Below are 18,011 nucleotides of genomic sequence, written 5' to 3'. Positions count from 1 at the left end.
TCTGGTTGAGTTATTGACCAGTGAACGATAGAGCCTGCCGTGGCCTTGGAAAACGGGTGGTTCGAGGATTCAGTATTCCGAAATTCAATGGAATGTGGGAAATCGATTGGATGATCTGCGGGGCCCCGCGGATTTCCGCCAGACCGGACGAGCAGTCAATCCTGCCAGATGGGAGGGTCACCGATCTTCTCCAACAGGAAATCGATGAAGACACGTACCTTGGCCGTCAGCACATTGGACTTGGGGTAAACCAGCCATATCGCTGACTGGTCTTCTATTTCGTACTCCGGTAAAACGCGCACCAACAAGCCATCCTGGATCTCCTTGTGCACACTCCAGATGGAATTCATCGCAATGCCGACGCCTGCCGTGGTTGCTATTTTCATGCTGGCACCGTCATCACACACCACACGCTTCTTGACACCGGTCGGCGGAAAGGTATGTGTAGACTCTTCACCCTCCTTCAACAGCCTGCGCGAGGTGCCGCTCATGAACGTCATCAATTGATGCTCTGCCAGGTCCTCGGGAGTCTTCGGTGTTCCGTGGCGAGCCAGGTAGTCGACAGACGCACAGAGAATGCGCTTGTCATCGGCCAGCTTTCTGGCCCGCAGGCTGCTGTCCTCGATGGCATAGTTCCGTAGCGCCAGGTCGAACCCTCCTTCTATCAGATTCATCTGGGTATCGGACAGCTTCAGCTCCAGATTCACATCCGGATATCGATCGAGGAATTCGGGCAGGATGGGTGCGATATACAGCTGGGCAAAGGTGCTCGATGCCGAAAAGCGCAGCGTGCCGCTTACCCCGGCATTGCCGTGACCGAGAGCGGCTCTCGCCGCATTCTCCTGGGCCAGTATTTCGCGAGCATAGGGGAGAAATTCAGCACCTTCCAGAGATAGGGAGATCTTGCGAGTCGATCGGTGCAGCAAGTCGGCTCCTATCTGCTTTTCCAGTTTCGACAACCGTGCACTGGCGACAGCTGGAGCCAGACCCAACTGACGTCCGGCGGCGCTGATGTTGAGCATGTCAGCGGCCATGACGAAAAGCTGTACACCTTCAGTGTCCATGATCTGTTGCACTCCAGTGATGAAAATCGCTCGCAGTATGTCCTGTTCGATTCACGGTTGGCAAGCCGTGCGCGCTTGGCAGCAAACGGGCCATTTGACGGCTCTGTGACCAGGGAACGTTTTCACCGGCGTACCGCGTTCTGTCCAGTTCTGTCCAGTTCTGTCATCAGTACCGGAGTTTCAATGAAACACGAATTCTGAATCGCCGCAAACGCTCTTTTACGCTGCAGCCATCTGCAATAGATTATCGCTATCACAACGGGGAATAGACTTCGCTGCCCCGACAGAGATGGGAGTAACACTGATGAGAGAGAGCGCAACGGTCAATTATCACGTCAGAAGTGACACACCCCAGGCATTCAGATTCGATGTCGACGGTGTCTACGGGAAGCTTGTATCGCCGACATTGCTGCCAACTCAGGTCAGTGTGCAGGATCTGCGCGATGTGCCGTCCAATATGGACTTCAACCGCGACGGCATCCGCTTCGACAGACATATCAGCAAGATCACGGACTTCGAAACCGGTTCTGCCTGGCAGGCAGTGTACGAGGAAGAATTGCGCGCGTTGTTGGTCGAGCGAATTGCCGCGAAAGAGGTCATCGTTTTCGATCACACCGTGCGTGTGGATGATCCCGATGCAGATCGCAAGCCTGCCCGCAATGTACACAACGATTACAGTGCGCCGGCGGCACAGCAGAGGCTGATCGATATCCTCGGCGAAGAACGAGCGAGCGAGTTTCAGGAGGGTCACTACGGTTTCGTCAACGTCTGGCGACCCGTTCAACAAACCATCAGAACATCGCCACTCGGCTTCATTCGTCCGTCTTCGGTCAGACCCGAGGACTGGATGAACATCGAGTTGATCTACCCCGATCGTGTAGGGCAGATACTGGGAGTCGCCGCAAATGACGATCATGACTGGTTCTACCTGTCGAAGATGACTCCGCAGGAGGTGGTGATCTTCAACATTCACGACAACCGCGGTCGTCCTTGCCTGGGACACAGTGCGCTGGATATGGACAGCGCGTCCGGTGAAAAGGCGGTGCGCAAGAGTATTGAAAGTCGAACACTGGTGCGCTATCAGTAGGATTCCGAGCACTGTTCCCGAAGTGAGTGGCAAGCATCGGCGAATCATGCATTCGCCGCTGCAATAGACTCACGAACGCACTTGCGGCGAAGCCAGCCGCCCTGACAGTATTATCCTGCGATCCTGCGATCCTGCGATCCTGCGATCCTGCGATCCTGCGATCCTGCGATCCTGCGTGCCTGTGTCAAGCAGCATTGCCTTCACCCACCTCTGAAACCCCGCAAAACACGAAAACTGATTATCGGTGCAGCCGGTTTTGCCTGATCGCACGAAGAAATACAGTTTGTCTCACGGGGCAGGCAATCCAGTTCTGTCTTTACACGGCTACTGCGGTAACCACGAAACAGGTACACCCAGTGCCACGCACATGACGAGAGAGAACTGTTCAGATGGGATACACGAATTTCACCACATTCAAGGTTCAGATTGACAACGGCATCGGCTGGGTCACTTTCGACTTCCCACCGGTCAATATCCAGGGGCTGACGATGCTGGCTGATCTGGACAGACTTGCACAACAGCTGGAGAGTGATCCCTCGGTCAAGGTTGTCGTCTTTCAGTCGGCACACGAGGAGATTTTCGTGGCCCATGCCGATACCAATTTCCTGAAAGACATGTCTCACGAGGCCGTCTCACGCGATGACGTCGAGCTGCTGGATCTGCAGGTGGTACTGGAGAGAATCAGCAAGCTGCCTCAGGCAACCATTGCCAAGATCGAAGGCTTTGCACGTGGCGGCGGTCACGAGTTTGCTCTTGCCTGTGACATGCGTTTTGCGGCACGCGGCAAGGCGATGTTCATGCAGATGGAAGTGGGCATGGGCATTCTGCCATGCGGCGGCGGCGCTTCCCGAATGGCACGTCAGACCGGGCTGGGTCGTGCACTGGAGATAGTGCTGGGGGCGCGTGACTTCGACGCCGATCAGGCTGAAGCCTACGGCACCATCAACCGGGCTCTCGACGCAGATGAGATCGGCCCATTCGTCGAAGATCTGGCCAGGCGAATTGCCTTGTGGCCATCGGCCTCCATCAACGCGACCAAACAGGCTGTTCTCGAGTCGATCGACCGCCCGATCGAAGACGCACTCCGTGCTGAAGCCTACTGGCTGTACCAGGCAACCAGTCAGACATCGGCATTGACACGATTCCGATGGGCTGATGAGCAAGAAGCTCAATTTGACATGGACAACCAGCGCACCTGGCCAGACATGCTTGTCAAGGTGCAGGAGATCAACGACTGAAAGGCGGAAAAGTGTCTCATCGACAGCGTGTTGAGACACTTTGAAGCTGGCAGCAATTTTCCAGTTGTCGCCTGCCAGTCATTCGGATTACAACTTCAACACCAGATCAATGCCGGGATACCACCCAGGCAGAAAACAGGAGGATCAACAATGCAGCCGTCACTTGAACAGAAGCTGTGGATGTACGAAACAATGGTGCTCAGTCGCCGTTGCGAGGAGCAGATAGCCAAGATCTACATGGAAGGGAAAACCCCGGTATTCAACATGGCCAACGGTACCATTCCGGGAGAAATGCATCTGTCCGATGGGCAGGAACCCGTAGCTGTTGGCGTCTGTGCACACCTGGATGCAGAAGATATCGTCACCGCGACTCACCGTCCACATCATCAGGCTATCGCGAAAGGGGTGGATCTCGACCGAATGATGGCAGAGATCTTTGGCAAGGCCACTGGCCTCAGCGGTGGTCGAGGGGGGCATATGCACCTGTTTGACCCTGCCGTCAACTTCGCCTGCTCAGGCATCATCGGTCAGGGTCTTGGACCTGCTGTCGGAGCTGCATTATCACGCAAGATGCAAGGCAAACCCGGTGTTGCCGTCGCATTCATTGGTGAAGGTGCTACCAACCAGGGAGCCTTCCACGAAGCACTCAATCTGGCAGCAGTATGGAACGTACCATTCGTTTGCGTTGTTGAAGACAATGCCTGGGGAATATCGGTCTCGAAAGAGGCATCCACATCGGTACCACGCAATGATGTACGAGCAGCCTCTTATGGCATTCCGGGGCATTACGTGGAAGGCAATGATCCCTATCGAATTCATGAGGTTGCCGGTGAAGCAATTGCCCGAGCCCGTGCCGGTGAGGGTCCCAGCCTGATAGAGGTGGAAACATTCCGCCTGGCCGGACACTTCATGGGCGATGCGGAAGGCTACCGACCAGAGGGAGAAAAGGATGCATTGTTTGAAATCGATCCGATTCCAAGGATGCGAAAACGTCTGCTTGAGGATGGCGACGCCTCGGATGAGCAGTTGAGCGACATCGAGAAAAAGGCCGAAGAGCGCATCGATCAAGCGATCAGATTCGCGAGGGAGAGTGCTGATCCACGCCCCGAAGACGCCTTGACAGCCGTCTTTGCTCAGGACTGAACCAGCAGGATATATCGGAGGAAACAATGACACAGTCAAACAATAGAAAACTGACGATAGCCCGAGCCATGGCGGAGTCTGTCGCACAGGAGATGCGCACTGACGATCGAGTCTTCGTCATGGGTGAAGATATCGGCGAACTGGGAGGAGTCTACGGAAATACCCGTGGACTGCTGGAGGAGTTCGGCAAGGATCGAATACGTGATACGCCCATTTCCGAAACAGCCTTCATCGGCGCTGCCGTCGGTGCTGCCCAGGACGGGATGCGCCCGGTGGTCGAACTGATGTTCGTCGACTTCTTCGGCGTGTGTTTCGATGCCATCTACAACCTCATGGCCAAGAACATCTACTTTTCCGGTGGATCTCTCAAGGTACCGATGGTCCTGATGACATCCACTGGCGGAGGCTACTCCGATGGCGGCCAGCATTCGCAATGCCTCTATGGCACCTTTGCACACCTGCCGGGCATGAAGGTCGTTGCGCCATCCAACGCCCATGACGCCAAGGGGCTGATGACCGCAGCAATACGAGACGACAGCCCCGTTGTCTTCATGTATCACAAGCGCTTGCAGGGTATGGGCTGGCTGGGTACCGAACCCGGCGCGACCGTCAAGACGCCGGAGGAAAGCTACACCGTGGAAATCGGCAAGGCTGCCATCGCACGCGAGGGTCGCGATGTCACGATCGTGAGTCTGGGACTGGGGGTTCATCATGCACTCAAGGCCGCCGAGACACTGTCCGAGGAAGGTGTGGAGGCAGAGGTTGTGGATCTGCGCTCGCTGGTTCCATTGGATCGCGACACCATTCGCGAATCTGTCGCCAGGACCGGACGACTCATTGTGGTCGATGAGGATTATCACAGCTTCGGTGTTTCCGGAGAAATCATCGCATCGGTAACCGAACACGACATCTCCGTTCTCAAGGCTGCACCGCGTCGAGTTGCATTTCCCGATGTGCCGATTCCTTTCGAACGCGGCATGGAGCAATTCTGCCTGCCGAATGTCGACAAGATCATTGCAGCCTATCGTGAGATCGCGACTGCCTGAGCCACTCCTACAACTGCATTCCGACACGCGCCGTCGTGTCACTTGAATCGAACTCATGAGGTGAAACATGTCAACGGATATCGTGGTCCCGAAGGACCTTTACGAAGAAGATGAAGAAGCTGTCGTCACCAGCTGGCTGGTTGATGATGGTACCCAGGTTGAAGCCGGCTCTCTGGTTGCGGAGCTGATGACGGCCAAGGTGCAGTATGAAATCCTTGCGCCGAGCAGTGGCACGGTCAGCATTCTGAAGCAGGTAGATGATGTGGTGGCCAAGGGCGACATCATCGGAACTGTCAACTAGTTCGGCGGGGGATGACGACAATGGAGCAAGTTACAGCCTCAACCGACAGCCGGACGGTCGTGCCTCTGCGTGGCGTGAGAGCCATGATTGCGGACAAGATGGCTAGCAGTCTGCGAGAGGGAGCGCAGCTGACACATCACGGAAGCTGCGATATCAGTGGCCTGCTCGGATTCAAGCAACGTATGGCTGCCGACGGTGTGAAGCTGTCGGTGGAGGATATCGTCAATCACTGTGTTGTTCAGGTTCTGCAGCGTCATCCGGACATCAATGGCACTGTAAAGGACAAGGAAATTCACCTCTCTTCATCAGTTGACTTGTGTGTCGCCATCGCGCTGCCAGGCAACCTCCTGGTAGCCCCCGCCATCTTTGGTGCCAATGAAATGGACCCATCCAGCTTGCGAGAAGCACGTCGTGATCTCGTTAGCCGTGCACAGTCAAACAAGCTGAGTGTCACCGAGATGACCTCGGGGACCTTTACCGTCAGCAACCTGGGTTTGACACGGGTTGAACACTTCACTCCGATCATCAATGCTCCGCAAATCGGAATACTCGGCATAGGCTGTTCGACCGAACGCCCTGTATCCGATAGCGACGGCAATATCACACTGCGACCGTACGTTGGCCTGTCATTGACGTTCGATCACCGTGCAATCGACGGTGGGCCGGCAGGTGACATACTGACTGACTTGTGCAACACGATAGAGGCACTCTCATGAACGGTGCTGCGCAAGCACTTCGCATTTTCGATCATGTCAGCGATGGTTTGCAGGCAGAAATGGATTTGCTGCTTGCACCTCACGCCGCTCATGGCACTCAGTCACTCGTATGGCGGACCAGTCAGTCTCTGGTTGTACCCGCCAGCTTTGCAGCCCGACCTGGCTTCGGGGAGGCCGTCGACGCGAGCAAGGAGAGAGGCTGGCCTGTCGCATCCCGAGCCACAGGGGGAGGGACCACGCCGCAAGGACAGGGGATTCTCAATGTCTGTCTTGCATTTTCACCCACATCACGGCCCTCGATTCATGCTGCCTATCGCCGAATCTGCATGCCGCTACAGAGAGCCTTCGAGGAACTGGGCATGCGGACGACATGTCAAGCCGTACCCGGTTCATTCTGCGACGGTGAGTTCAACATCGTACACCGTGGTCAGAAGCTGGTGGGTACTGCTCAGCGCTGGCGCCCGCCTCGCTCAGGAGGCGGTCACCGCATCCTTGTACATGCATTGATCCTGCAGTCAGCAAACGTGAGGGAAGTGGTGCAGGCCATCAATGCCTTTCATCAGGATCTCGGACTCGACGTCCCTGTCCACCAACACACCCACACGACGGTGGAAGCTGCGGGAAGACCAATGAGTGAAGTTTCTTTCGCAGAGCTCCTGACGAGACATATCAACGACCATGATGCTTTGCTGGAGCATACTACTACAGATCTGACCCCAACGCCGCTCAGATCTCGCAGGGTGTCGGAGGCTGTCATTGGCGCTTGAACAGAGCAGAAAGATCAACTGGTACGTATCGACCAGCACGAACAGCACGAACAGCACGAACAGCACGAACAGCACGAACAGCACGATTGCATACGGCTTGAATGAGCATGGCCCATATCAATGAATTCCCAGTGCCTGATGCCATTCCGGGATAGCCGCATCAGGCACAGGCGATCTGACCACCACTGAAAATCATGAGGAAAAGACAATGACACACTATTCAGTACTTGCAGTCACACCGACCAATGAAGACTGGATACCGGGCTATATAGCTCCGGTGAATGCTCTGATAGCCAAACACGGAGGAGAATATCTGGCGCGTACGGTCAGTCACGAACGCCTTGAAGGTCAGGGCGAAGACGCCGCATTGCGCATCATCATTGCATGGCCTTCGGCAGAAGCCGCCAAGGCGTTCGTTGGGGATCCAGACTACGCACCTTACTTCAAAAGCAGAACGGAAGGCTCGGAAAGTCATCATTTCCTTATCGAAGGAAAAGACGATCTCGCCTGATTCCCAGGGAGTGTTCGGACCTCGGCAGGGACGCTAACGCTCCTTGTCGGGTCTGACTATTCCATGTCTGAGCATCTTTCGATGAATGGTGGCCCGACCGATACCCAGCTTTCTGGCTGCCCGTGACACGTTCCAGTGAGTACTATCAAGAGCATCCATGATGGCTGTCTTTTCATCACAGGGAGATGAAACCAGCGCCGGCCGTGAAGCACCCTCTGCGGCAGACTCGTCGCTGTTGACCGAATGTGAGCGCAACGTGATGTCGCAGAGCGAAATACGCTCGCCGTTACCCGCAATTAGTGATTGACGCAGTGTGTTGCGTAGTTCTCTGACATTGCCGGGCCAGTCATGATGCCGGATGGCCACTCTGGCATCGTTTGTCAGCTCGACTGTATTGCCGGCAAGTGTAGTTGCTATTGCTGAAGCCAAGGTGTCTACCCCTTCTCGATTGCGCAAAGCGGGTAGAACGAAGTGCGCACCGCACAGAAGATAGTAAAGATCCTCTCTGAAGCGCCCGGCATCCACCTCCGCAAGCAGATCGTGATCAGTCGTCGCGACCACGTTCATCGGCAGAGCACTGTGCCGGGCGCTGGCGTCGTGCTCCATGGACTCCAGGGTCTCGAGCAGGTTTCTCAAACGAGCCTGACCACTGGCTGGCAGATCGGCAACGTTCTCCACCAACAGCGTCACAGACAAACGGTTGATGTCCGCTTGTTCAGCAACAGTCGATACCTTGTTCATGAATGTACCTGTCTGCAACCGATCCATCACCGACTCGTCGAACACTGTGCAATCCATCCTCACCAACTGAGTCGGACTATTCCCCAAATCCGCATGCAGTGATGTGACCAGTCGAGTCTTGCCGGTTCCGGATTCTCCTTCAATCAACAGAGGTATTCGGTTGGCAAAACAGACCTGAACCTGCTCAAGTGAGTCCGCCATTGCCCGACTGCCGATAGCAAGATTTCGCAATGAGCGGGAGAGTCTGCGCCGACCGAAATCACGCTGTTTCCTACGCTTCGGACCGCTTCCCGATACGGTGGAGAACGAGGAGCAGGCGACCTGTTCGCGCACCGAGATATTCAGAACGTCTCCCGAGTCAAGGTGCACGTCATGAACCTGCCCGGGTGTTCTCACAAGGTCCTCGATACTCAGACCGGCAATGGTATCCATGCTGGTACCGGTCAGTACTTCCAACCGGCCTTCGCCAGGAAATAACCCAGCGCCGCGAGTGGCCCCCAGAATGCAACCGGAATCATCAAGAGCGATGAGCGTGTCGCTGGCACTCAATCCCGTCCCGGTTGGACTGCTGACGGTAACTATCAATGCATCCTTGTAGTGTTGCTCGAACAGTAGATTCTGTACTCGCCTCGACGCCTGTTCGAGCAATTGTTGCGAAAAAATGCATTCTGCTGCATTGCCACTATCCATTGTCGACAATGAAACAGCTCCAATCATGCGATTGCAGGCATCCAGTAGCGGTACCGAGGTACAGGAAAAGGAATTCAGTTTGGAAAAGAAGTGTTCATTGCCCCGGACTGTCACGGTCTCACCCAGAGTCATCGCCATGGCGACACCGTTGGTACCCGCAATGCGCTCATTCCAGCAGCTGCCCAGTGCAATTCCGTGACGCTCGAAACGAGAATGACCCTTGTCACGGGCCTCGAGGCGGACGACGACCTGATCAGCATCGCACAGGACCAGACAATGGCCTGCGTGGCCGGCAATATCGGCCAACCGCTGAAAGATACCTCGACGGCCGCCAATCTTGTCAACCATGGCTTCGAGTCGGGGCGTGACCTCCGTGGACTGCAAACGCATCACGGGATACATCGCCTCCTGCACGAGACTGAAGTCGTGCTTGCAGCGATCCCAGGATTCTGCAATGGCTTTCTGGTACTTGCTCGACCGCAATTCGGATGCCATCCGCCCCTCATTCAGTACATGCCGTCACTCCAGAATACCCGTTTGACGGACCGTAGTCGATACCCCGAATTGCAAGCGGTCGACCGGGAGAGTGGTACAGACCCGCCAGAACGGCAGGCCGGCAAACGCGACTGAATGCCCGCCAGAACCTGACGGGCAATCAGCCGCAATGCTCACGACTTCGGACCGAGAATGAACCACGCAATGAGTCCGACGACCGGCAAGAAAACAACAATCAAAACCCAGATGAGTTTTTTCAACGTACTCGCTGTGCTGCCAACGATCTTGATGATCGCGTAGATATCCAGAACGAAAATGATAAAGCCGAGTATGCCGCCACCAAATCCGATTTCCATGTCTTTCTCCTGCTGTTACAGATCAATTTGTCTGAGCAGAAGTCTATGTCTGTAACCCTCGGCCAGCATGCTCATTGAAGAACATGCACAACAGCAATTGAATCGAGCAACGTACAATACCCGTAGCGTGTAGCTCCACCGGGTGACGCCGAGCCGTCCTTCCGGTCACGCCGGAGCGCGCGCGCCAGGCCTGTTGCCTGGAGTGGAAGTCAGTGCCTACAGCGAGCCTTGGCTCAACGGTTCAGCCGTCACGATGACTCCATCGGTGTCGGTGTAGACATGATCACCCGGGCGGAACTCGACACCGCCGAATGACACGGCAATGTCACGCTCGCCTTGAGTCACGGGAATGTATTTTCTGGAGCAGGTTCCCAGCGCGTACAATGCCACGGGAATGTCCTTGATCTGAAACGTATCTCTGATGTAGCCGTTGACGATGATTCCCGCATAGCCGCTGGCCTGAGCGAACTTCATCAGATTCTCGCCCACGATCGCGTAATAGGCCTGATCGGAATCCACCACCACCACTTTTCCGTGTCCGTCCTCATCCCGCAATAGTGTGATGAGATCGCTGTTGTTGCGATCCAGCCGCAGGGTGACAACTTCGCCCTGACACACGGGGGCACCACCGTAGTTCGAGTAGCCCGGACCGAGAACCGATACCTTGTCTGGGAAGGTGTCACAAAAATCTGCGGTGAAGTCGGCCATGTTTTGCTCTCTGAAACGGATACCAGGCCCACTCGGCGGGGCGCAAACCGCAGATTCTATCATCTCGTTGTCTCTGTGCCGGGGGTACTTTTGGTACTATGATCTGCTGGATACGGGGCGCGTGGAACATGAAAGTCGTAACGGGGGTGATTGGCAACGATATTCACGTGGTTGCCAACCGATTGATGGATCTGTCGCTGAATGCGAGAGGCTATGAAGTCTTCAACCTGGGGGTAAACACCTACCTGGAGGAATTCTTCGATGCTGCCGTCGAGACCGGCGCCGAGATTCTGCTGATTTCCTCTCTCAACGGGGAAGCCGAGGGCTGGGCTCGAGAGGTCAAGTTGCTCAAAGCCCGATACAAGAGCCTTGACAAGCTCATCATGATGATCGGCGGCAATCTCACGGTGGGTAGTGGCAATGCGGAGGCCATCGTACCTCGCTACAAGAATTACGGCTTCGATCTCGTGTGCCATCAGGTGGATCTGAATACCGGTCTGGACATGCTCGAAGACTACATCCGGGAACGCTCACAGGAAGCATCAGACGCATGAGCCAGCTACAGGAAGAACGGGAAATCATTCTCGGCAATGAAAATGTCGATTCCTTCGATTTCGATGAAGTACGCGAATTCGTGAAAGGTGCCGATGAACGGCTGTTCATCTCTCACCATTTCGATAAAAGGGAAAAAATGCTGGTGCAGCCTCGTGGTGGCTTCCCGACCTATGAAAAGCAGTTCGCCCTGTACGAATTTTTCGTGGACGCCAATGTCGACGTTCTGCCACTGACCATCGACTCCAACACCCGGCTCAACGACTACGCCACGGCCAAGAAGATGCTGCGTCTGAGCGAAGCCAACGAGGTGGACATGCTCAACGGCTACCCACTGGTCAATCATGGCTATCGCAACACGCGAAAGATGATGACGCACTTCAACCATCCCGTCAGCCTGCGTCATGGTACGCCGGATGCGAGGTTGCTGATTGAAATCGCCATCGCCTCGGGCATCTTCGAGATCGAGGGTGGACCGATCACCTACCTGCTGCCATATTCCAAGAATTTCCCGTTGGACAAGGCCTTTCTGTACTGGAAATACGTCGAGCGCGTCTGCGCCGATTATTCGGCGCTCAACAAGCCCATCAACCGGGAGTCCTTCGGCCCACTGACCGCAACGCTGGTGCCGCCATCGATCACGATCGTGATCCAGTTGCTGGAAATGCTGCTGTCTCTGGAGGAGGGGGTCAAATCCTTCTCCGTGTCATTTTCACAGCAGGGCTCGATGATTCAGGATATCGTCACCGGCAAGGTGACTCGCAAACTGGCAGATCACTACGCAGCGCAGATTGGTTGCGATGATGCCTCCATCCATCTCGTGTATCACCAGTGGATGGGCGCCTTCCCGACCAACAGGGATTCTGCCGATCAGCTCATCAACATGTCCACGGTGATCGCCTCGATGTGCGGCGCCGACAAGATCATCACCAAGACGCGCGAGGAGGCCGTAGGCATTCCCACCAAGGAGGCCAATGCCCAGACTGTTGCCAACACCCAGTACACATTGAGAATACTCAGTGGCTTGCCCGCCATTGTTGACGAGCACGAGGAAGAGATTCTGACTGCGGAAGTGCACGCCATCATGGAGGCCGTATTCAATGATCCGGCTGACACACTGTGGCGCAAGGTCTTCAACTCGATCAAGAACGGCATCATCGATGTGCCTTTCTCACCGCATATCATCAACCACAACAAGATGATCACCATTCGCGATGCGCAAAAGAACATTCGCATCATCGAACGCGGCAATGTACCGATTCCCGATCGTTGTTATGCCTATGAGAAGTCATGTTGCGACCTCGACAAGGACACCACCAGCATCGTCAACGACATCATCCACGATATAGGAATCATGCAGTGAGTGCCAACAACGAAAAGCTGCTGATCGATATCGGCAGTACCTACTTCAAGGTCAGCACTTCGAACTCCATCGAGCAGCACTTCCGGGATTTCAACAAGCAGATCCTCGATGACCTGATGCACAAGTGCGGCGAAACCATTCAGCGCTTCGATGCACAGGATATTCATATCTGCTCGTCTGCCAACGGTGGACTGAGCACACTGATAATCGGTCTGACTCAATCCTACTCGCTGAAGTACGCGACCAATATCGCGTTCAATGCCGGAATCAATATCATCGATTCCATCGTATTCCAGGATATAGAAGACTACTCCATACCCAGTGATCTCATTGACGTCGTGATCATCGTTGGCGGAATAGACTCGAACGGCGGCCTTTTCGACGAGCGGCTCATCAGCTACCTGAGCAAACTTCAGTATTCCAATGTCGTTTACGTCGGCAATGCACCGGATGCAGCCCTTGTCGGCTCCCGGGTAGACAAGCTGGTGGTGCTGCCCAATATCATCGACGATCGACTGCATATCGTCGAAACACACCTGAAAGACTACCTTACCAATCTCTACCAGCAGGACATCGAGGGCAAGGAAGACATCAAGCATCTGTATCAGGTCACCGCCAACCAGATCTATCCGACACCCTATGTCGTCAACAAGTCTCTGCCGTTGATCCATGACTCGTTCTCCGTGACCGACCCGTTCATTCTGCTGGACATCGGTGGCGCTACCACCGATGTGCACTACTCCAAGGATCTGGTAAGCGACAACATCGTGACGGAGCAGGGCCATGACCGCATCGTGTTCAAGAAGCTGGGGGTCTACAAATCCAGGCAATCATTGATTTTCACGGCGGAAAACAACGAATTTTCCTACGAGCTGCTCATGCACCTCAAGGTCACCGAGAACATCTATAACGAACACAGTGAAAAGGCAACCCGGATCCTCATGCAGCTGGCGATCTTCCTGGTGCTGTGCAAGATGTCTCATTACAGGCCGAGTTACGTCACCCTGAAGCTGCTTGCAATGAATTCCATCGTGTTCACCGGTGGTATCACGAAAGTTCTGAATACCGAAGACATCGAGGATGTCGTGGCCTTTTTCTACCGCAAGATTCTCAATTCGGATCACAAGCCCGTGACGGTACTGGATACCAACTACGACATCTGGACCATTGGCGCAAGGGAACACGCATCATGTCAATAAACTGTATTCGTATTCTTCTTGACAAGGCTGCACAACAGCAGCCGGACAAGATTGCACTGACGCACAATGATCAGCAACTCAGCTATGCGGAATTGCTGAAACGGGTAGACCATGTTGCCCTCTACCTGCAGGAACTGAACCTGCCCAAGGGCACACGGATCGGGCTCTATGCCAACAAGGACATCTCACAGGTCATCGCCATACTGGCGATCCTCTCGACCGACTATATCCTGGTGCCATTGACGCGGCTGCTCAAGCCGGAGCAAGTCCAGTACATCATCGGTGACTGCGACATACAGTGTGTCATTACCGACAGGCTCAAGCTCAAGAGCATCGAGGAAATCGAATTCGACGGACATATCATCTCCATTGAAACCGTTGACAAGGACATTCCGTCGTTCGAGGAGATATTCAAGTATTACAACAAGCCATTCAGTTGCGATATCAACGGTCACGACAACGCCGTCATTACCTACTCCTTCGGTCTGACGGGCACACCCAAAGGCATCGTGATATCGCATCGTAACCTGATCGATTCCGCACGTGTCGTGTCGCAGTATCTGGACCTTGGCGAAGACGATGTCATTTCCGGCCTTCTCATGTTCAACCTCGATTACGGCCTGAATCAGATCTTCTGCTCACTGCTGAACAAGGCAACTCTGGCGCTGCATCGTTTCATTCTTCCCGAAGACTTCTTCAATCACCTGGTCAACGATCAGGTGACCGTATTGCCACTCATGCCGGTCAATATTTCGCAGATGTTCGATGAAGACCTGCACGTCCACCACAGCGTCGACTTGCTCGACAAGGTACGAATCATCACCTCATCAGGTGGAAACGTGACCGAACAGATGGTCGAATCCTGCGCCAGAACCTTCAGAAATGCCAGGTTCTACTCCATGCATGGATTGACCGAAGCCTTTCGCTCTACCTATCTTGATCCTGCACAGATACGGATTCGGCCAGATTCCATCGGCAAGGCCATTCCCGATGTCGAGCTCTATGTAATCAACGATGAGGGCCGAGAATGCGCGCCTCGCGAAACAGGGGAGTTGATCCACCGTGGAGGCTACATCTACCGGGGTTTCTGGAACGCTCCCGCAGAGACTGCCGAGCGCTTCAAGTCGGTCCAGATCCTCAAGGACGTCATCAACCTCGAGGGGCAGCTTGCCGACGAGATCGTGGTGGCTACCGGTGACTATGTGTACAAGGACGAAGAAGGCTATTTCTACTTTGCCTACCGCCGTGACGACATGATCAAGACCAGTGGCTTCCGCGTGTCGCCGTATGAAGTGGAATCGGTCGTTGCCAGGCACCTGCCGCAGATTCAGCAATGCGCTGTATTCGGCATGAGCAACCCTCAGATCGAGGAAGAGATTGTCATGGTGTATTCCGCGATGAGCGAGATTTCCGAAAAGGAAATCACCTTCGAGCTGAAGAAGCATCTGGCTTCCTACATGGTGCCCAGCCGTATCGTGTACAGAAAATCCCTGCCCATGGTGCAGAGCGATCAGAACCAGATCAACAAGGACGAATTGAAGCGGGAATTGTCTGACGACTGATCCCGAAAACCGGGCAGATCCCGATGGCGGAAACGACTTTCTCGAGCACATCGGCAAGCCGCCACCGGGAGCACATTCAATCGGCGTTGATGCCCAGCAGTTCGACATCGAATATCAGAGTCGATCCCGGCTCGATCTTCCCGGCCGAACGGTTGCCGTAAGCCAGACTACTGGGTATGAAGAGGCGGGTCTTTTCTCCTTCCACCATGAGCTGCAGACCCTCTGTCCAGCCTGGAATGACCTGGTTCAGACCAAACGATATCGGCTCTCCGCGATCAACGGAACTGTCGAACACGGTCCCGTCTATCAACGTGCCATGATAGTGAACCCGGACCTTGTCCGTGGCGCCGGGATGTTCACTGCCAGTACCTGGCTCGAGAACCTGGTACTGCAAGCCCGAGGCGGTAGTCTGAACGCCTTCGAGTTCGGCATTCTTGTCCAGAAAGGCCTGACCCAGCTCGGTGTTTTCCCTGGCCTTGCCGGAGTTCATGAATTGCTGGGCGAAATACCAGATGGCGCCGATAGCAAGCACGATGAGAACGTATTTCATGATGAGATTCTTCAGAAAACAGATGATGTTGGAGGATAACGAATAAGCGGGACAAGCGGTGGTATAACAGCGATGCCGCCAAAGCCTACGACTCTTCCTCGGTAAAGGCCTTGATGGTCTTCGCCTGGCCACGAATCTCCACATCGCCCACCAGGCGTAGCGGGATGGCATCCCCAGCGAGTCTGGCTGTGTTTTCCGATATCAGCAGGCGAGTACCAAACTCCTTGTTGAGCGTTTCGAGCCGGGCAGCCAGATTCACCGAGTTTCCATAGACCGTATAACTCAACCTGCCGGCTGCACCCACGGCTCCGGCGACAACAGGACCGGTATCGATGCCTATGCGTATGCGCAGTCGATGGTGAGCATAGGCTTTTCGCTGAACATTGCCCAGCATTTCCCTCGCCGCCAGGATGGCACTACGAGCATGTTGCGGGTTATCGATGGGGACATTGAACGTGGCCAGAATGGCATCCCCGTGAAACTGCGTCACGACTCCCAGATGGCGTTCAAGAATCTCCACCATATCCGAGAAGTAGGCATTCAGGATGGCCACGACTCCTGCTGAGCCCTGAGTCTCGGTCAAGCGGGTAAAACCCTCGATATCGGAATACAGCAGGGTGGCCATGGCGTTCTCGGTCTTCAGTCGGCCACCATCTGAAAGCAGGCTTCGTGCAACTTCTTCCGGGACGAACTGACCCAGCGTCTGCCTGATCAGCGTGCGCTCTCGCAAGTCCACCACCATCTGATTGAAGGAGCGAGCAGCATCATCCAACTCACGCATGCGACTGGAAGGCAAGGCCGGGATCTCGTCAAGCTCATTGGCTTCGACCTGACGAGCCGCAGCAGCAATGGCTGTCACCGGCCGCGTGATGTAGCGTCCCAGAAAGAATGCCCCCACCACGGCAACCAGCAGGACGACCAGTCCCGCCAGCAGACTGCGCATGAGCCGATCTCCCTCGGCTCCGCCATAGGTTTCCGTATTCAGATGTGCACCGATGATCCAGGGTGTAGGACCATATTCCTCGATAAACCGATACAGGTACACGTAGAAGCGTTCATGCGCTCGAATGAAGGCCCCGGAGGTATGAAGCTGGTTGTCGTTGCTGAGAAAGAAGAGCTCCTCTTCATCCGGTGTCCAGATGCGTTGCAGAACATCGTCATCAAGTTCACTCAATGGTATCAGCGGGGAGTCGCCAGGGGCATCGAGCACGGCTTCATCGGTCAGAGACGGGTGAGCCAGCACGCGATCCGAGCCATACAGAACAAATGGCGTCATTCCTTCGCGAGGAGACAATTCCACCATATGTCGCGACAGTTCCTCGATCGGCACGATTTGCGCCAACATGGCGAGCAACTGCCCGTCTTTTCCGTGAATGGGCAGATCGTGCAGCAGAATGGTCTTGCCGATGGTATCGGTAAAGAACGGTTCGACCCAGGAGGGCTCGGTTCGTTGTCTGCCTGTGTCAATCCATTCTTCGATCCCCTCTCGATTGGACCAGTCAGCGGTAACTGCCTTGGCACTGGAGCGATGCCAGCGACGTACCAGCGCATCCGGGGTAATCAGTGCAATGCCCGCCACTTGATCCGTGGCCGCCAGCGCTCCCAGCATGAATTCATCAAATCGCTCCAGCTGATGGATATCCAGAGCGTGGTGGGCAACATGCTCGGCGATCCAGTCGGCTTGTTGATGGACTGGGCGAAGCCACAGTCCGATATCGCGTTCCATGGCAATGATGAGAGTTTTCGCCTGATCGCTCATCAGCAAACGTGTGTTCTGGGTGGCACTGACAAGGCCGAGCACGAACACGATGCCGACCGCCAGCGCCACCAGTGTGGTTACACCGAAAACCGTTATGAAGCGAATGGGGATGCGAATACTCATCCGCCCAGTGTAATGGGTTTACCAACCTCCTTGTCATGAC

The 18,011-nt window shown here is 55.0% G+C and carries 18 protein-coding genes and 1 pseudogene; 12 read left to right on the top strand and 7 right to left on the bottom strand.

Translation table 11 applies throughout. The features are described from left to right. Positions 1–155: 155 nt before the first annotated feature. On the bottom strand, positions 156–1,064 hold the full coding sequence (locus tag ACUNV4_RS26670) for a LysR family transcriptional regulator (RefSeq protein WP_430881706.1): 909 nt from the start codon (positions 1,062–1,064) through the stop codon (positions 156–158). 304 nt (positions 1,065–1,368) lie between these two features. Between ACUNV4_RS26670 and ACUNV4_RS26665 the strand changes: the two genes are divergently transcribed. The 7 genes and pseudogenes from ACUNV4_RS26665 to ACUNV4_RS26635 all read left to right on the top strand — a co-directional run. Beyond that, positions 1,369–2,151, top strand: a complete 783-nt coding sequence (locus ACUNV4_RS26665; RefSeq protein ID WP_430881705.1) for a CmcJ/NvfI family oxidoreductase — start codon at positions 1,369–1,371, stop codon at positions 2,149–2,151. Positions 2,152–2,540: 389 nt separating this feature from the next. Further along, positions 2,541–3,389, top strand: a complete 849-nt coding sequence (locus tag ACUNV4_RS26660; RefSeq protein WP_430881704.1) for an enoyl-CoA hydratase/isomerase family protein — start codon at positions 2,541–2,543, stop codon at positions 3,387–3,389. A 150-nt stretch (positions 3,390–3,539) separates the two neighbouring features. Further along, positions 3,540–4,532 carry a thiamine pyrophosphate-dependent dehydrogenase E1 component subunit alpha gene (locus ACUNV4_RS26655; protein WP_430881703.1) on the top strand — a complete coding sequence of 331 codons (993 nt, stop codon included), beginning with the start codon at positions 3,540–3,542 and terminating at the stop codon, positions 4,530–4,532. 26 nt (positions 4,533–4,558) lie between these two features. Then, positions 4,559–5,578, top strand: coding sequence for an alpha-ketoacid dehydrogenase subunit beta (locus tag ACUNV4_RS26650; protein WP_430881702.1), 1,020 nt, complete (start codon positions 4,559–4,561; stop codon positions 5,576–5,578). 67 nt (positions 5,579–5,645) lie between these two features. Further along, positions 5,646–5,879, top strand: coding sequence for a biotin/lipoyl-containing protein (locus tag ACUNV4_RS26645; RefSeq protein WP_430881701.1), 234 nt, complete (start codon positions 5,646–5,648; stop codon positions 5,877–5,879). A 20-nt stretch (positions 5,880–5,899) separates the two neighbouring features. Beyond that, complete coding sequence (locus ACUNV4_RS26640) at positions 5,900–6,595, top strand: 2-oxo acid dehydrogenase subunit E2 (RefSeq protein WP_430881700.1); 696 nt, start codon at positions 5,900–5,902, stop codon at positions 6,593–6,595. Next, positions 6,592–7,086 (top strand): annotated as a pseudogene (locus tag ACUNV4_RS26635) (lipoyl protein ligase domain-containing protein); the annotation flags it as partial. The gene ACUNV4_RS26640 and the pseudogene ACUNV4_RS26635, both read left to right, overlap by 4 nt. A gap of 24 nt (positions 7,087–7,110) precedes the next feature. On the opposite strand, the gene ACUNV4_RS26630 reads toward ACUNV4_RS26635, so the two are convergent. Continuing rightward, positions 7,111–7,446 carry a hypothetical protein gene (locus ACUNV4_RS26630; protein ID WP_430881736.1) on the bottom strand — a complete coding sequence of 112 codons (336 nt, stop codon included), beginning with the start codon at positions 7,444–7,446 and terminating at the stop codon, positions 7,111–7,113. Positions 7,447–7,570: 124 nt separating this feature from the next. On the opposite strand from ACUNV4_RS26630, the gene ACUNV4_RS26625 reads away from it, so the two are divergent. Next, positions 7,571–7,873, top strand: coding sequence for a DUF1330 domain-containing protein (locus ACUNV4_RS26625; protein ID WP_430881699.1), 303 nt, complete (start codon positions 7,571–7,573; stop codon positions 7,871–7,873). 33 nt (positions 7,874–7,906) lie between these two features. Here the strand turns inward: ACUNV4_RS26625 and ACUNV4_RS26620 are convergent, their stop codons facing one another. The 3 genes from ACUNV4_RS26620 to rraA all read right to left on the bottom strand — a co-directional run bounded on the left by ACUNV4_RS26620 (position 7,907) and on the right by rraA (position 10,863). Continuing rightward, positions 7,907–9,799 (bottom strand): sigma-54-dependent Fis family transcriptional regulator, encoded by a 1,893-nt coding sequence (locus tag ACUNV4_RS26620; RefSeq protein ID WP_430881698.1) that lies wholly within the window; start codon positions 9,797–9,799, stop codon positions 7,907–7,909. A 173-nt stretch (positions 9,800–9,972) separates the two neighbouring features. After that, on the bottom strand, positions 9,973–10,155 hold the full coding sequence (locus tag ACUNV4_RS26615; RefSeq protein ID WP_430881697.1) for a PLD nuclease N-terminal domain-containing protein: 183 nt from the start codon (positions 10,153–10,155) through the stop codon (positions 9,973–9,975). A gap of 216 nt (positions 10,156–10,371) precedes the next feature. Next, on the bottom strand, positions 10,372–10,863 hold the full coding sequence (gene rraA / locus ACUNV4_RS26610) for a ribonuclease E activity regulator RraA (protein ID WP_430881696.1): 492 nt from the start codon (positions 10,861–10,863) through the stop codon (positions 10,372–10,374). A 128-nt stretch (positions 10,864–10,991) separates the two neighbouring features. On the opposite strand from rraA, the gene glmS reads away from it, so the two are divergent. Genes glmS through ACUNV4_RS26590 form a run of 4 tightly spaced genes read left to right on the top strand, consistent with a single transcriptional unit; the run spans position 10,992 to position 15,539 of the window. Then, positions 10,992–11,417 carry a methylaspartate mutase subunit S gene (glmS, locus tag ACUNV4_RS26605; protein ID WP_430881695.1) on the top strand — a complete coding sequence of 142 codons (426 nt, stop codon included), beginning with the start codon at positions 10,992–10,994 and terminating at the stop codon, positions 11,415–11,417. Then, complete coding sequence (locus tag ACUNV4_RS26600; protein WP_430881694.1) at positions 11,414–12,778, top strand: hypothetical protein; 1,365 nt, start codon at positions 11,414–11,416, stop codon at positions 12,776–12,778. The genes glmS and ACUNV4_RS26600 overlap by 4 nt, the downstream gene beginning before the upstream one ends. Continuing rightward, on the top strand, positions 12,775–13,977 hold the full coding sequence (locus tag ACUNV4_RS26595; RefSeq protein WP_430881693.1) for a glutamate mutase L: 1,203 nt from the start codon (positions 12,775–12,777) through the stop codon (positions 13,975–13,977). Before ACUNV4_RS26600 ends, ACUNV4_RS26595 begins: the two co-directional genes overlap by 4 nt. Beyond that, positions 13,968–15,539, top strand: a complete 1,572-nt coding sequence (locus ACUNV4_RS26590; protein ID WP_430881692.1) for an AMP-binding protein — start codon at positions 13,968–13,970, stop codon at positions 15,537–15,539. Before ACUNV4_RS26595 ends, ACUNV4_RS26590 begins: the two co-directional genes overlap by 10 nt. A 76-nt stretch (positions 15,540–15,615) precedes the next feature. Here the strand turns inward: ACUNV4_RS26590 and ACUNV4_RS26585 are convergent, their stop codons facing one another. Together ACUNV4_RS26585 and ACUNV4_RS26580 are read right to left on the bottom strand one after the other, a co-directional pair. Then, positions 15,616–16,089, bottom strand: a complete 474-nt coding sequence (locus ACUNV4_RS26585) for an FKBP-type peptidyl-prolyl cis-trans isomerase (RefSeq protein ID WP_430881691.1) — start codon at positions 16,087–16,089, stop codon at positions 15,616–15,618. 85 nt (positions 16,090–16,174) lie between these two features. Then, positions 16,175–17,971, bottom strand: coding sequence for an adenylate/guanylate cyclase domain-containing protein (locus ACUNV4_RS26580; protein WP_430881690.1), 1,797 nt, complete (start codon positions 17,969–17,971; stop codon positions 16,175–16,177). Positions 17,972–18,011: the final 40 nt, after the last annotated feature.

It is taken from the genome of Granulosicoccus sp. 3-233, assembly GCF_052681095.1.
Note: the sequence above shows the minus strand (reverse complement) of the source record. Positions and strands in the feature narration are given on the sequence as shown.

What these genes read in the sequence shown, in the direction of transcription:
- ACUNV4_RS26645 (WP_430881701.1), top strand. Translation starts at nt 5,646, where the DNA reads ATGTCAACGGATATCGTGGTCCCGAAGGACCTTTACGAAGAAGATGAA.
- ACUNV4_RS26580 (WP_430881690.1), bottom strand. Translation starts at nt 17,971, where the DNA reads ATGAGTATTCGCATCCCCATTCGCTTCATAACGGTTTTCGGTGTAACC.
- ACUNV4_RS26670 (WP_430881706.1), bottom strand. Translation starts at nt 1,064, where the DNA reads ATGGACACTGAAGGTGTACAGCTTTTCGTCATGGCCGCTGACATGCTC.
- glmS (WP_430881695.1), top strand. Translation starts at nt 10,992, where the DNA reads ATGAAAGTCGTAACGGGGGTGATTGGCAACGATATTCACGTGGTTGCC.
- ACUNV4_RS26640 (WP_430881700.1), top strand. Translation starts at nt 5,900, where the DNA reads ATGGAGCAAGTTACAGCCTCAACCGACAGCCGGACGGTCGTGCCTCTG.
- ACUNV4_RS26665 (WP_430881705.1), top strand. Translation starts at nt 1,369, where the DNA reads ATGAGAGAGAGCGCAACGGTCAATTATCACGTCAGAAGTGACACACCC.
- ACUNV4_RS26590 (WP_430881692.1), top strand. Translation starts at nt 13,968, where the DNA reads ATGTCAATAAACTGTATTCGTATTCTTCTTGACAAGGCTGCACAACAG.
- ACUNV4_RS26620 (WP_430881698.1), bottom strand. Translation starts at nt 9,799, where the DNA reads ATGGCATCCGAATTGCGGTCGAGCAAGTACCAGAAAGCCATTGCAGAA.
- ACUNV4_RS26650 (WP_430881702.1), top strand. Translation starts at nt 4,559, where the DNA reads ATGACACAGTCAAACAATAGAAAACTGACGATAGCCCGAGCCATGGCG.
- ACUNV4_RS26615 (WP_430881697.1), bottom strand. Translation starts at nt 10,155, where the DNA reads ATGGAAATCGGATTTGGTGGCGGCATACTCGGCTTTATCATTTTCGTT.
- ACUNV4_RS26655 (WP_430881703.1), top strand. Translation starts at nt 3,540, where the DNA reads ATGCAGCCGTCACTTGAACAGAAGCTGTGGATGTACGAAACAATGGTG.
- rraA (WP_430881696.1), bottom strand. Translation starts at nt 10,863, where the DNA reads ATGGCCGACTTCACCGCAGATTTTTGTGACACCTTCCCAGACAAGGTA.
- ACUNV4_RS26660 (WP_430881704.1), top strand. Translation starts at nt 2,541, where the DNA reads ATGGGATACACGAATTTCACCACATTCAAGGTTCAGATTGACAACGGC.
- ACUNV4_RS26585 (WP_430881691.1), bottom strand. Translation starts at nt 16,089, where the DNA reads ATGAAATACGTTCTCATCGTGCTTGCTATCGGCGCCATCTGGTATTTC.
- ACUNV4_RS26625 (WP_430881699.1), top strand. Translation starts at nt 7,571, where the DNA reads ATGACACACTATTCAGTACTTGCAGTCACACCGACCAATGAAGACTGG.
- ACUNV4_RS26600 (WP_430881694.1), top strand. Translation starts at nt 11,414, where the DNA reads ATGAGCCAGCTACAGGAAGAACGGGAAATCATTCTCGGCAATGAAAAT.